12 protein-coding genes and 1 pseudogene are annotated in these 14,119 nt (G+C 48.0%); 8 read left to right on the top strand and 5 right to left on the bottom strand.

What is annotated here, in order from left to right; genetic code table 11:
- Window positions 1-49: 49 nt before the first annotated feature.
- Window positions 50-805, bottom strand: a complete 756-nt coding sequence (locus RHD99_RS07345) for a hypothetical protein (RefSeq protein WP_309878159.1) — start codon at window positions 803-805, stop codon at window positions 50-52.
- Window positions 806-1,412: 607 nt separating this feature from the next.
- Here RHD99_RS07345 and RHD99_RS07350 point away from each other — a divergent pair.
- The 3 genes and pseudogenes from RHD99_RS07350 to RHD99_RS07360 all read left to right on the top strand — a co-directional run.
- Window positions 1,413-2,438, top strand: coding sequence for an IS630 family transposase (locus RHD99_RS07350; RefSeq protein ID WP_309878160.1), 1,026 nt, complete (start codon window positions 1,413-1,415; stop codon window positions 2,436-2,438).
- Between the two features lie 59 nt (window positions 2,439-2,497).
- Window positions 2,498-3,460: a type I restriction enzyme HsdR N-terminal domain-containing protein gene (locus tag RHD99_RS07355; RefSeq protein WP_309878161.1), complete on the top strand. Its 963-nt coding sequence runs from the start codon at window positions 2,498-2,500 to the stop codon at window positions 3,458-3,460.
- A 419-nt stretch (window positions 3,461-3,879) separates the two neighbouring features.
- A pseudogene (locus RHD99_RS07360) lies at window positions 3,880-4,059 on the top strand (YkgJ family cysteine cluster protein); the annotation flags it as partial.
- Here RHD99_RS07360 and setB read toward each other — a convergent pair.
- Complete coding sequence (setB, locus tag RHD99_RS07365) at window positions 4,056-5,237, bottom strand: sugar efflux transporter SetB (protein ID WP_183269946.1); 1,182 nt, start codon at window positions 5,235-5,237, stop codon at window positions 4,056-4,058. The pseudogene RHD99_RS07360 and the gene setB overlap by 4 nt on opposite strands.
- Window positions 5,238-5,641: 404 nt before the next feature.
- Here setB and fruB point away from each other — a divergent pair, with 404 nt between their 5' ends.
- From fruB to fruA, 3 genes are read left to right on the top strand one after another with little or no spacing between them, the layout of a single operon-like run.
- On the top strand, window positions 5,642-6,775 hold the full coding sequence (gene fruB, locus RHD99_RS07370) for a fused PTS fructose transporter subunit IIA/HPr protein (protein ID WP_183269945.1): 1,134 nt from the start codon (window positions 5,642-5,644) through the stop codon (window positions 6,773-6,775).
- The gene (gene fruK, locus RHD99_RS07375) at window positions 6,772-7,710 is read left to right on the top strand and encodes a 1-phosphofructokinase (protein WP_183269944.1); all 939 of its coding nucleotides are present in this window, start codon (window positions 6,772-6,774) and stop codon (window positions 7,708-7,710) included. Before fruB ends, fruK begins: the two co-directional genes overlap by 4 nt.
- Before the next feature lie 16 nt (window positions 7,711-7,726).
- Complete coding sequence (fruA, locus tag RHD99_RS07380) at window positions 7,727-9,418, top strand: PTS fructose transporter subunit IIBC (RefSeq protein WP_309878162.1); 1,692 nt, start codon at window positions 7,727-7,729, stop codon at window positions 9,416-9,418.
- A 50-nt stretch (window positions 9,419-9,468) separates the two neighbouring features.
- Here the strand turns inward: fruA and nfo are convergent, their stop codons facing one another.
- Window positions 9,469-10,326 carry a deoxyribonuclease IV gene (gene nfo / locus RHD99_RS07385; protein ID WP_309879100.1) on the bottom strand — a complete coding sequence of 286 codons (858 nt, stop codon included), beginning with the start codon at window positions 10,324-10,326 and terminating at the stop codon, window positions 9,469-9,471.
- A gap of 65 nt (window positions 10,327-10,391) precedes the next feature.
- Window positions 10,392-11,441 carry a YeiH family protein gene (locus RHD99_RS07390; protein WP_309878164.1) on the bottom strand — a complete coding sequence of 350 codons (1,050 nt, stop codon included), beginning with the start codon at window positions 11,439-11,441 and terminating at the stop codon, window positions 10,392-10,394.
- Window positions 11,442-11,670: 229 nt separating this feature from the next.
- On the opposite strand from RHD99_RS07390, the gene yieE reads away from it, so the two are divergent.
- Entirely contained in the window at window positions 11,671-12,537 is an 867-nt protein-coding gene (gene yieE, locus RHD99_RS07395) for a DNA-binding transcriptional regulator YeiE (protein ID WP_183269941.1), read from the top strand.
- On the opposite strand, the gene RHD99_RS07400 is transcribed toward yieE, so the two are convergent.
- Window positions 12,517-12,660 (bottom strand): hypothetical protein, encoded by a 144-nt coding sequence (locus RHD99_RS07400; RefSeq protein ID WP_309878166.1) that lies wholly within the window; start codon window positions 12,658-12,660, stop codon window positions 12,517-12,519. The two genes, yieE and RHD99_RS07400, sit on opposite strands and share 21 nt — an antisense overlap.
- 229 nt (window positions 12,661-12,889) lie before the next feature.
- Between RHD99_RS07400 and RHD99_RS07405 the strand changes: the two genes are divergently transcribed.
- Window positions 12,890-13,999, top strand: a complete 1,110-nt coding sequence (locus RHD99_RS07405; protein WP_309878167.1) for an SDR family oxidoreductase — start codon at window positions 12,890-12,892, stop codon at window positions 13,997-13,999.
- Window positions 14,000-14,119 lie beyond the last annotated feature (120 nt).

A 14,119-nucleotide genomic window follows, 5' to 3' on the forward strand; every position in this document is an offset into this window, starting at 1 on the left:
CCCTCCCTCATGAAGAGGGAGGTTGGGAGCTACTTATATTAAATTGATCTTATGCTGCATATGTCTGGAATATTTCTTCATGATTGACAGGTTCGAAAGTACCAATATCATCTCGACTCAAATCGAGTGTGAGCTTTTCAATGTCGAACTGGACTCGATAGCCTGTCATTTTAGCTATATGCTCAGAAAGCGCGTCAGTATCTACAGGTTCTTTGCATGTCACCCCATCATGCTGAAGTAGCACAATATTCTCCCCCAGATAGCGAATCATATGTTGAAGAATTAACGACTCAGCACCGTGCAAAATATGTGCTAACAGTTTGGATTTTCTAACACATTTTTGGTTTTCGCATTTTGTTGCTTTCGTCATGCCTGCGTCATTTCTTATCTTGAAATGCCCTGGGGTTTTTTCCGTGTAATCAGCAACTACATTGTTAGTAACCCTTGTTATTTCTTTATACAGCTTGTCTATCCAACTACCCTTGATATCAATTTCGTCACGTTTCAGATTGAGTTTACTCAGTACTCCATAACTGGTCAGGTTTGAGCCATAAATTAACGCTATCAGGATTTCCTTCGCCATATCTTCAGAGCATTTAAAAAGCGTAGCTATCTCGGTTCGCACTGCTTTTTTGTTTCGGATGTAATGGTCGATATGAGGTGTGGGGACATTGATCCGACCGCACATTTGCGCCAACAAGGTGTAATGGCAATTCTCTATATCGATATCATAATGATCAACCAACCCGGCTTTTCGTATGATACGGCTGCAATTCTGTAGATTTAATGCACCTTCAGCATACAATCGTCCCCCATTACTCTGGACATAGGTGGTCGGTAAGCAACCTGACTTACTGGCTTTTGTGATCGAGAGAAGAGCTTCAATCTGGTTTACCTGGCGTTCGTTACTATTATTTTTTTCAGCTCATCCCTTAGCCGTTTAAGCGAAAAATCATTGAGCGTAATCTCATTTGGCACCACATCTTTAATCTTGCATTTTCTGCCATCTTTTAGAATGGAACGGATTCCGTTTGCTGGCGGGTTGTAGGGTTTATTATTCTCGTCTACGAGGCCGCAACCTTTAATGACCGCATTACAACATTCGGAAAATACATGTCTATGTTTACTTGTGACAATATAACCATTAGCCCATTTACCTGCTAAGTAATTACAGGTCTGCTGTATTAATGGGATGTCTCTTTTTATCTCCTCAAATCTTGATGCTTTTGGGATATGTAGCCGTCTTTCGCTAGCATATAGCGAAAAAGAGTATTCATCATTAGGATGCTTTCGTCTGCTAACTGAACCAATGTAAAATTGGTTAAAATAATACTTTTTCTCTTTATCTGTATATACCTGTGATCATTGAAGATGCTTGATTTTGGCTTTCATGAGGATCATGCTTTCACACCATGAAAATATTTATCACTTCCGAACAAAAAATCGAGCTCGAAAAACTTCATGACTCCAGTCGTGATAAGCGCGTTTGTGATCGCATTAAAGCCATCCTTCTGGCCTCTGAAGGTTGGAGTTCTGCCATGATCGCTCAGGCTTTGCGCCTGCATCAGACAACCGTTGACCACCATATCAGCGAGTTTCTGAATAACGGTAAGTTAAAACCAGAGAATGGTGGTTCAGTCAGTAAGCTAAGCGCTAAACAAACTTCTCTTTTAATCAGTCAGTTATCCGATAATTTGTTTCACCATACCCATGAAATTATCGCGTTTATCGCCCGTACATGGGACGTTGCTTTCAGTGTTCCGGGCATGAACAAGTGGCTGCATCGTCATGGCTTCTCTTACAAAAAACCGTCCGGTATCCCCCATAAATTCAGTGAAGAGAAACAGACGCAATTCATTGAATATTATGAACAACTAAAAGCAGCCGTAGGCGATGAACCTGTTCTCTTTATTGATGCAGTTCACCCAACTCAGGCCACCAAAATCAGCTATGGCTGGATACGCAAAGGCCACAGAAAAGCGGTAGAAACCACGGGCAGCCGTACCCGTCTGAATATCATGGAAGCCCTGAATCTGAAGGCTCCGGCGCAGCCATTAATTTGCGAATATAAGACAATCAATGAATATAACGTATCGCGTTTTTTCAATGAGATACGAAAAGAATACCCGGACTACAATAAGACAGTTCATGTCATTCTGGATGGGGCCGGCTACCACCGTTCACAGCTGGTGAAAGACTGGGCAGAGGTGGTCAATATCAGGCTTCATTATCTCCCGCCTTACAGCCCGAACCTGAACCCGATAGAACGAATGTGGAAGGTCATGAACGAACATGCCCGAAATAATCGCTACTTCAGTTGCACGCGGGAGTTCAGGGACGCGATATCTGAATTTTTTAGTCAGACGCTGCCGGATATAGCGGAGTCTCTGGCATCCCGAATTAACGATCACTTTCAGGTGCTGAAACCTGCATCTTGAGGTTTATTGGGTATATACTGGGTAATAAAATTTCAATTTCATAGTAACTGGGTGGTTTTATGTTTGATAATTTTAGTGAGAGTTTGTTTGATGATCGTAATTTTAAGGAAGATTCAGTCCGCGAGGTCATAATTGTACCGATCCTTCGTCGTTTGGGATATTTTCCCACAGGAGATCAAAATATTACTAGAAGTAAACATCTGAAACATCCTTTTATATTTGCAGGGACTAGGAAATGCTCTGTTTCTATAATTCCTGACTACACACTGAATTTCCGAAACAACCCTGTTCTGGTTTTAGATGCAAAAAATCCGCTTGAGGATTTAGATTCGAAGGAACACATTCAGCAGGCATACAGTTACGCAATCCATCCTGAAATAAAAACTAAGCACTTTGCTCTTTGCAATGGGCGTAGGTTGGTCGTCTTTAGCATTGATTCAGCACTTCCATTATTGGATATACCTTTTTCCGAATTTGAAAGTCGTTGGGATGAAATTGAAAAATTTCTACTTCCTAAATATTTGTTGGAACCCGGACTCAGAAATTTTACGCCTGATTTTGGAACTAAGATCTCACGTATGGGGCTTGAACCAGGCTGTGAAATAACCATGTTAAGTGTAAGGTTAGGTTTGTTTGCAATGGTTGAGCAAAATTTATATACAGCCACTGTAAATACTGATTTTGCAGGTGCAGATCATTGCGTTAGTTTTGATTTTAATAAAGAGAATCTTTTTAGCTTAGTTGCTGGTTTTCCCTCGGAACTTAAAGATCAGTTTTTGGATGCGCTACTTAGAGCTCCATTTAAAGCGGGGGCTGATTTAGAACTAGAAGTTGATTTAAATTGCCAGTTAGGACACCCGATTCAAGTTGAACATGAAAGTTTCGTTCCGCTAGTTATAAAGCAAGTGTACGGCTCTCGTTTTTTACCTGGTTCGGCACTACTTGTTGGTGAGGATATACCTTCCAACATATTCCGAATAAGCAAGACGTACAAAATAAATAACCCTGAACAATGTAAGTAATGTAACTTAAGTGGAATTACATCGTAATAAAATATCATTATGATGTAATCCATTGCTCTTTTTAATGATTTTTCAACACCAACTTTGTTTGACGAGATGTTCTTTTATTTATTGCCTTACGGCATCAATATTATTTACTGACATCCAAATGATAATATCGGTTTAAGCTGATTAAGTATGGTGATTATATTAATATTTTTCTATCTCATAACGAATGGCATTTTTTCGTAGTATCCATTTTCCGTTCTAATGAATTCCCCTCGCGCTGTTTCGCAGATGAAAAACGTACATACGAATACAGTTTAGGTTTCATCGTCATTGCATACCTTTGGATTGTGCTGGATAAAAAAGCTAGAGCCTGATGTTATCAGCTCTAGTGAGGTTTAGTGTATTTTTATACTTTGAATAATTGTACATTCGGCAAACCGGCCAATACATCATGCGTTCAGCTTGGTGCCGACATGCGTTGTAAAATCTTCCTTTCACCGCTAAGACCCAAGGTCTGTGCAAGCCTGCAAGCCTCGCGTGAAATGTGTGGCACAACGCGCCAGCAAGCCATGGATTACCTGATTTATCTCGAAGCGGCGACCGCCCCTTAGATGTCTTTGATTTTCACCATGCAAAAAGCGGTGATGGCTATCATTCCTAACGCGATATAAAACACGGTGTGGTAATTCCAGATTTCAGCCACGACACCGGCCATCGACCCCGCGATAATCCAACCGACACGCGTGGTATTGGTATATAGCGTGGTTGCCGCTCCAGCCTGGCCCGGCATTAAATCCTGAAAATAGAGCATGCCGATACCCGCCAAAATACCGATGAAAATCGCGTTCAGCAGTTGCAACCCCAACAGCATGATTTCGTTGTGCAGCGTCAGCATCCCAATGTAGAACATCAGACCCGCAACTGCCGCAATACGCATCAGGAAACGCTTACCGAAGCGTTTGGCGTAGTAACCGGCGATCAGCATGGTGGGGATCTCAAGGCCAGCAGCCGTCCCCATCATCACGCCCGCCAGTTTCTCCGGCAGATGTAATTCATGAATGATGTAGAGCGGCATATTAATGATATAGAGACTATTACAGCCCCACATCATGGTGCAGGCGACAAACAACAGCAGAGCGTCACGGCGATTACGGCGGGGAGCCTCAAGGGTGGTTGTTTTCGTCACCACCTCTTTTCGCATCGACGGTAACAACATCCGCACCATCACACTGCAAACCACAAACGCCAGCGCGGCGCTAAGATACATCGTGGTAAAACCAAAACCTAACGCAAGGGCGTAAGCGATAGGGGGGCCAATCACCCAGGCAAGCGATACCTGCGCACGCAGAATCGAGCTGAACATGACGGCCTCGCGACCAGTACGGTCGGCGTGTTCTCGCGCCAGGGCAAACATTTGCGGGTTAGCGGTTGATCCAAAACTGCTGAGAAAAACCCCGACGAACAGCAACACAAAATAGTTACGGTTCCAGGCAAATAGCACGCAAGCGAGCGCGCCTAATAAGCAGCAGACAAAAATGAGTGCTTTCCGATCGCCTTTCCGGTCAGAACGACCCGCAAGAAACTGGCTGACAGCAATACCAATGATTGCGCTGCCGGTGAAAAAGAAACCCACCATTGCTGGACGAACATGAACTTCTTCGGTCAGAAACAGGCTCAATGTTGGTGTTTGTAATGCACCTGCAATCCCGGTTAGAAAAGCGACAATCAAAAAGGCGGAAGACGTTAAATCAAGGGGCTTACGGGTTGCTGCTATGGGGGAGTTTTGCATGCTCTCGGCGTCGCTAATCAATGAACGCGCGGAGTTTACGCGCCTTGTTAGTAAATAAACAGTTGATCAAATCAAAGGCGGCACGAAAAGCCCCTTCGGATCACCATCACAGTGGGGGACTACCGTTTAGCTTTTTATGAAACTGCCGCCATACTTAGTCAAAGAGAAAACGGTTCAATAGACGAATCCGCTTTAACTCGTTCAGCTTTTACATCCTGGTTTGAGTGAAATGTGCGGAAGCTCTAAATTTCAGTAACGAAACACCAACATGTCTTGCCTGAATCATGATGAATATGCACACTAATTGAAACGTTTCAGCGTCGTCTTATTTGGTTTCAGGAGTGGGATGGCGCATTTTTTCTCATTACAGCTGAATCGTTTCAATTTAGCAGGAGAGGAGACCCATGTTCCAGTTATCTGTGCAGGACATTCATCCGGGGGCGAGCGCCGGAAATAAAGAAGAAGCCATACGTCAGGTTGCCGCAGCACTCGCGCAAGCGGGCAACGTCAGCATTGGCTACGTGGAAGGTATGCTGGCTCGCGAGCTGCAAACTTCCACTTACCTGGGTAATGGTATTGCCATTCCACACGGCACCACCGATACCCGCGACCTGGTGCTGAAAACGGGTGTTCAGGTATTTCAGTTTCCGCAGGGAATCGAGTGGGGCGAAGGCCAAACCGCCTATGTTGCTATTGGTATCGCCGCGAGCTCTGACGAGCACCTTGGTTTACTGCGTCAGCTGACGCATGTGCTTAGTGATGACGACGTTGCTGAACAACTCAAAAACGCAACTTCAGCAGAAGAGCTCCGTGCGTTGCTGATGGGCGAAAAACAGTCTGCATCGTTGCTTTTTGACAACTCATTACTGGCACTTGATGTGACTGCCACCGACCTGATGACGCTGCAGGCATTAAATGCCGGGCGCATCAAGCAGGCAGGTGCGGCAAACACGGCGTTTGTCAGCAATGTCATTTCCAACAAACCACTTTACCTGGGCCAGGGGATTTGGCTGAACGACAGCACGGAAGGCAACCTTGCTAGTGCTGTGGCAATCAGCCGTCCTGTTAGCGCGTTTGAAACTGAAGGCCAACCGGTATCGCTTTTGATGACGGTTGCTGTGGCCGACGATCAACCATTACAGGTGCTTAACCGTCTGAGCGACATGCTGATTAACAATACAGCTGACCGCTTGCTGAATGCGGATGCGCCCGCGTTGCTGACGATGCTGACCAGCGATGTCGCACCAGAACAGAACAGCCTGAGCGCAGATTTCCAGATTCGTAATGAACACGGTTTACATGCTCGTCCGGGCACCGTGCTGGTGAACACCATCAAACAATTTAATAGTGAGATTACCGTGACCAACCTTGATGGCACAGGCAAACCTGCCAATGGACGCAGTTTGATGAAAGTGGTGGCGCTTGGCGTGAAGAAAGGCCACCACCTGCGCTTTACCGCACAGGGTGACGATGCTGAACTTGCGCTGAAAGCGATTGGTGAAGCTGTTGCAGCCGGTCTGGGCGAGGGGGCAGCATGAGTCGTCGCGTCGCAACCATTACGCTAAACCCGGCTTACGACCTGGTCGGTTACACACCGGAAATTGAGCGTGGTGAAGTTAATCTGGTGCGTACCACCGGCTTACACGCTGCTGGTAAAGGCATTAACGTTGCTAAGGTTCTGAAAGATCTCGGTATCGATGTCACGGTTGGCGGCTTCCTTGGGAAAGACAACCAGGATGGCTTCCAGCAACTGTTCAGCGAGTTGGGAATTGCTAACCGCTTCCAGGTTGTACAGGGCCGTACTCGTATCAACGTAAAACTGACAGAAAAAGACGGTGAAGTCACCGACCTGAATTTCTCCGGTTTTGAAGTGACTCAGTCGGACTGGGATCGTTTTGTTGCTGATTCACTAAGCTGGCTTGGTCAGTTTGACATGGTCTGCGTCAGTGGCAGCTTACCGGCAGGCGTCTCCCCGGAAGCGTTTACCGACTGGATGACCCGTCTGCGTAGCCTGTGTCCGTGCATTATTTTCGACAGCAGCCGCGAAGCGTTAGTTGCGGGTCTGAAAGCGGCGCCGTGGTTGGTGAAACCGAATCGCCGCGAGCTGGAAATCTGGGCAGGCCGTAAGCTTCCGGATATGAAAGATGTGATTGATGCCGCCCATGCGCTGCGTGAACAGGGTATTGCTCATGTGGTTATCTCTCTGGGTGCCGAAGGCGCACTTTGGGTTAACGCCTCCGGTGAATGGATAGCGAAGCCGCCAACTTGCGAAGTCGTCAGCACCGTCGGTGCCGGGGATTCCATGGTGGGTGGACTTATCTACGGCCTGTTAATGCGTGAATCCAGTGAACATACTTTACGTCTGGCGACGGCAGTTGCGGCGCTGGCGGTAAGTCAGAGCAACGTCGGTATCACCGATCGTACTCAACTGGCGGCCATGATGGCTCGTGTTGATCTGAAACCTTTTAACTGACAGCAGGAGAGGAACAATGAAAACGCTGCTGATTATCGAACCCGGTCTTGGGCAAGCTCGCGCATACCTTGCAAAAACGTTGCTCGGCTCCGCGGCGCAGAAAGCGCACTTGCAGATTATCGACAATCCGAACGAAGCTGACATGGCGATTGTGGTGGGTACCGCGATTCCTGCTGATAACTCGCTGAATGGCAAAAATGTATTCCTCGGTGATATCGACCGTGCGGTACAACATCCAGAACTGTTTTTAAGTGAAGCAAAAAGCAAAGCCAAACCTTACAAGGCACCGGTAAATATAGCGCCAGTGGCTGCGGCTAAAGGCCCAAAACGCGTCGTTGCGGTGACAGCGTGCCCGACAGGTGTCGCGCATACCTTTATGGCGGCTGAAGCGATTGAAACCGAAGCTAAAAAGCGTGGCTGGTGGGTAAAAGTCGAAACACGTGGTTCAGTCGGTGCGGGTAATGCGATTACACCAGAAGAAGTGGCTGACGCTGATTTAGTGATTGTCGCTGCGGATATCGAAGTGGATCTGGCTAAATTTGCTGGCAAGCCGATGTACCGCACTTCAACAGGTTTGGCGCTGAAGAAAACCGCACAAGAGCTGGATAAAGCGGTTGTTGAAGCAACACCTTTCGTTGCGAACGCCCAGAGTGCTTCGAACGCTAAAGAAGGCAAGAAAGAGGCGGCGGGTGCTTATCGTCACCTGTTAACCGGTGTTTCATACATGCTGCCGATGGTAGTTGCGGGCGGCTTGTGTATCGCACTGTCCTTTGCTTTCGGTATTGAAGCGTTTAAAGAACCCGGCACGCTGGCAGCAGCACTGATGCAAATCGGTGGCGGTTCGGCCTTTGCGTTGATGGTGCCCGTTCTTGCGGGTTACATTGCGTTTTCCATAGCTGACCGTCCTGGCTTAACTCCTGGTCTTATCGGCGGCATGTTAGCCGTTAGCACCGGATCTGGTTTTATCGGCGGTATTATTGCGGGCTTCCTCGCTGGTTACATCGCGAAGCTGATTAGCACTAAGCTGAAACTGCCTGCCAGTATGGAAGCGTTGAAGCCAATTCTGATCATCCCGCTGTTCTCAAGCCTGATTGTTGGCCTGGCGATGATTTACGTTATTGGTACGCCGGTTGCGAAAATCCTCGAAGGTTTGACTCACTGGCTGCAAACCATGGGCACCGCGAATGCGGTACTGCTGGGCGCAATTCTTGGCGGCATGATGTGTACCGACATGGGTGGCCCGGTGAACAAAGCAGCTTACGCATTTGGTGTCGGTCTGCTGAGTACCCAAACCTACGCACCTATGGCCGCGATTATGGCCGCAGGGATGGTTCCACCGTTAGCCATGGGCCTGGCAACATTTGTCGCGCGTCGTAAATTCGACAAGGCGCAGCAAGAGGGCGGTAAAGCGGCAATGGTTCTGGGCCTGTGCTTCATCACCGAAGGGGCAATCCCGTTCGCTGCCCGTGACCCGATGCGTGTACTGCCGTGCTGTATCGTGGGCGGAGCGGTAACAGGCGCAATCTCGATGGCGGTAGGCGCAAAACTGATGGCTCCGCATGGCGGTCTGTTTGTTCTGCTGATCCCTGGTGCGATTACCCCGGTTGTGGGTTACCTGATTGCGATTGTGGCGGGTACGTTGCTGGCGGGTCTGTCTTATGCCTTCCTGAAACGTCCGGAAACAGAGTTAGCGGTTAAAACTGCATAATTTATCGGTCATACGCTAAGCTCCCTGCATTGCAGGGAGCTTTTTTTTGTTTAAGCCGTGGCTTCTTCATGTTGCTGAGCTTTTAGCCAGGCAATCTCTTCGGCCCAAATATCCGGGTTAGTTGTTTCCAGAATCATTGGGATCCCGTCAAAGCGATTATCGCGCATAATCCAGGCAAACGGCGTATGGCCGATATTGCCCTCTCCCAGGCTGTTATGGCGGTCGACACGACTCCCAAAGGCACTTTTCGCGTCATTCAGGTGCATACCGCGCAAATATTTAAATCCAACAATACGGTCGAATTCAGCAAAGGTCTTTTCGCAATCGGCTTCAGTACGCAGATCGTATCCCGCAGCAAAGGCGTGGCAGGTATCGATACAAACGCCGACGCGGGATTTATCTTCTACACCCTCAATGATCGCTGCCAAATGCTCAAAGCGGAAACCGAGATTACTGCCCTGGCCCGCAGTGTTTTCAATCACCGCCGTCACGCCTTCAGTCTTATCCAGTGCAATGTTTATCGACTGCGCGATACGCGCCAGGCACTCTTCTTCAGGGATTTGCATCAGGTGGCTGCCAGGATGGAAGTTCAGCAGGGATAACCCCAGCTTCATGCAGCGTTCCAGCTCATCAATAAAGGCTTCGCGGGATTTTTCCAGCGCTTCTTCGACGGGATGACCGAGGTTAATCAGGTAGCTATCGTGTGGAAGGATTTGGCCTGGACCGTAATTGTACTTTTCACAGGCACGTTTGAATTGACTGATAACTTCGTCACTCAGCGGCGCGGCGCGCCACTGGCGTTGGTTTTTGGTGAACAGGGCAAAAGCAGTGGCTTCAAGCTCATGCGCGCGAATCGCAGCATTTTCCAGACCACCAGCGGCACTGACGTGTGCGCCAATAAACTTCATCATTCTTCTCCTGTCGTAACCCGCTACCGGGAAACCGTCAATGATAGCGGGTTAGACAGTAAATATCAGGCCATTAAATGATGTATGCCGAGGTTAATCGCGCCACCACCGACGATAAGCCAGATAAACAGCACCAGAGCCATCAACAGTGGACGCACACCGGCTTTTTTCAGCGCGCTGATGTGAGTCGTTAAACCCAGCGCCGCCATCGCCATGGCTAACAAGAAAGTATCCAGGGTTATCAGACCATTAACCGCCCAGGTTGGCAGCAGGTGCAACGAGTTAAACATCGCTACAACAATGAACAGCACGGCAAACCATGGGATCGTAATTTTGCTTTTCTGTGCCTGACCCGCAGGAGCCATCTGTTTAACGCGTGCTGCCAGGAAAATCAGGAACGGTGCCAGCATCATGACGCGCAGCATTTTCGCAATCACCGCAGCATTTTCAGTCTCAGGGCTAATGGCATGCCCAGCAGCCACGACTTGCGCCACTTCATGCATGGTCGAACCGGTATAAATCCCAAACGTTTCCGGTGTGAACCACTGCGCGACATACGGATACATCATCGGATAAATGAAGATAGCCAGCGTACCGAAAATCACCACCGTTGCGACGGCCACGGTCACTTTGCTGGCTTCAGCTTTGACAACCGGTTCCGTCGCCAGAATTGCAGCTGCCCCACAAATACTGCTACCCGCACCAATTAACCAACTGGTCTGTTTATCCAGACCAAATACTTTCTGACCCAGCCAGCAGGCGAGGGCAAAGGTGCTGCTTAATGTCAGAACGTCGATAATGACGCCGCTGACACCGACATCTGCAATTTGCGAAAACGTCAGTCGAAAACCATAAAGAATAATGCCAAGACGCAATAAGTGTTGCTTGGCAAACAGCACGCCGCCATCACAGTGCTGCCAGATTTTCGGGTATAGCGTATTGCCGATAACCATCCCGCACAGAATGGCGAGCGTCAATGCTCCCAGCCCAAGGCCGGCAACGGAAGGAATGTTACCCAACCACAGAGCCAGTGCAGTAATGCTTCCCGCCAGCGCAAGGCCTGGCAGAAAATGCCACAATGAATGTCGATGAGTGGGAATTGATAACGTAGCCATAACCTTCTCCTTTGTGTAGCCGTCATACTTCAAGCCGCAAGTGCGTTGGCTGCACGCGTTCACCCGAATCACTTACCGGCGTAAGCTCATCGTGTTTCTCGCGCTTGCCGCCTTCCTGCAACTCGAATTATTTTGGCTTTATTGGCAAAAGAATAAGGGCTGCTGGTTTAAAAATAAAATTGATTATATATTTATAACCAATCTGAATAAGTGTTAAGGCGTAACCACCATGCATATCACACTGCGGCAGCTTGAAGTTTTTGCCGAAGTCCTCAAAAGCGGCTCCACTACCCAGGCATCACAGATGCTGTCGCTGTCGCAATCAGCGGTGAGTGCCGCACTGTCCGATCTCGAAGGGCAATTGGGGGTGCAGTTGTTCGACCGCGTCGGTAAGCGACTGGTGGTCAACGAACATGGCCGCTTGTTGTATCCACGCGTCGTGGGTTTGCTGGAGCAGGCTGCGGAAGTCGAACAGCTTTTTAAAGAAGATAACGGCGCCATTCGCGTTTTCGCCAGTAGCACCATTGGTAACTATATTCTGCCGGAAATGATTGCCCATTATCGCCGCGATTTCCCGACACTCCCCCTGGAAATGAGCGTCGGCAATAGTCAGGATGTGATAAACGCGGTGGCGGATTTCCGTGTCGATATCGGCCTGATTGAAGGGCCAAGCCATATGACCGAATTGGTCACAGAACCCTGGCTTGAAGACGAGCTGGTTGTCTTTGCACCGCCGAGCGCACCTTTCTTGCAACAGCCGATTACCCTGGAAATCCTGGCAGAACAGCCGTGGATCCTGCGTGAAAAAGGCTCCGGTACCCGAGAAATTGTTGACTACTTGCTGCTTTCGCATTTGCCGCAGTTCCAGCTCTGCATGGAGTTAGGTAATTCGGAAGCGATTAAACACGCAGTGCGTCATGGTCTGGGCATTAGCTGCTTGTCACGCCGAGTGATTGAAGAACAGTTAGAAGCGGGGTCGCTGGTGGAAGTGCCTGTGCCATTGCCACGGCTGGTGAGGACTCTGTACCGCATTCATCATCGGCAGAAGCATATTTCAAACGCATTGCAGCGCTTTTTAAAGTATTGCGACGAGTAAGGTCCATGTTTGCTGGAAGCCCAACACGCAGCAGTGGTGCTGGGTTTCCAGACGTGATTGTTTCCCTTCAGGCCGTATCAACGCCTGGCTGTCGAACAACGAATTTAATAATCGGGAAGACATTATATTTAATTCGTTAATTTAATGTTGCCCATTGGGTTACGCATAGTATTAATGATAAATAAACTCAATATACCGTCTCTAAACGGATGTTAATTTATTTTTCTATTATTTTCGCGAAATGCAATTAACCTCAAATAATAATCATCATTCCTTCTTTCTGTCTGGCTTATTGATGCGGTGTTTAAAAATCGCCCCTTAATATGGCATTTTTAAATTCAGAGTATTTCTAATGAGCAAACTACTGATTACCGGTGCAACAGGCTTTCTGGGCGGTGCTGTGTTAGCGCGGGCGCTTTCTGATGCCTCTATTGAATCAATTTTGCTGCTAGTAAGAGCAGACAGCGCTAATGAAGGTGTCGCTCGAATCAAAAATAATCTGGCTAACTTTGGTTGTAGTGAAGTATTACTCTCTAAAATTAATGAAAATAATATATTACTGGGAGACCTGGCATATTCAGAAAACTTTTTGAATGACGAAAGACTTTCCTCTGTGACTCATGTGATTAACTCGGCCGCCGTCGCGTCATTTGGTGATAATGCGTTAATCTGGAAAGTGAATGTTGAAGGGACACTGAAGTTTGTAAAACGTATGGCTGATGTTTCTGGTTTAGTGCGTTTTGTACATGTGGGAACCGCCATGTCTTGCGTACCAGAAGCCGGAACCTTAGTTACTGAGAGCATGGCGCGCAAACCGGAAGAAGAACATTTAGTGCAATACACCTGGTCTAAATCCACCATTGAGCAATTAATGATGGAGCACTGCCCGCAACTGCCATTGGTGATTGCACGCCCATCGATTGTGGTCGGACACAGCGAAGAAGGGTGTCGCCCGTCGAGCAGTATTTTTTGGGTCTTCCGAATGGCGTTAATGCTCGGGAAATTCATGTGCTCGATGGAAGATAAGATTGATGTTATTCCGGTCGATTATTGCGCTGAAGCTCTTCTGCTACTCGCCAGGCGTTCTGAACTGACCGAAAAGGTCTACCACATTTCCGCTGGAGACGCCGGGAGTACCCAGTTTGTTGAAATAGACCGAGCGATGGCATCTGCATTGAATCAAAACCCCATTTATGCAACTTATCAGCAGGTTGATTACAGCGAGTTGGTGAGGAATCGTAGAAATTTCAAAGAGATTTATGGCCCGTGCAACGAACGCCTGATGCTCAGAGCGATGCGTTTGTACGGTGAATTCTCCATGCTAAATGTGCGTTTTTCGAATAAAAAACTGCTGGATTTGGGCATGTCGCCGCCGCCGCGTTTTGTTGACTACATTAGTCGCTGTGTCGAGACGACCCGCGATTTCAGTATCCCTGAATTAATGAAGGTGGATTTTAAGTAGCAGATCCTACCAGACCGCGTGGGGAAAGGATTCCCGCACATCACGGCAGATTTACCCACTCCCGCCAGTTCCCTCTATCATAAGTGCCTTACTTATAATTCTTCCCCGATCATGAAGCTC

The sequence above is a fragment of the Buttiauxella selenatireducens genome (genome assembly GCF_031432975.1).
In the GTDB taxonomy this organism is placed as follows: Bacteria; Pseudomonadota; Gammaproteobacteria; order Enterobacterales; family Enterobacteriaceae; genus Buttiauxella; species Buttiauxella selenatireducens.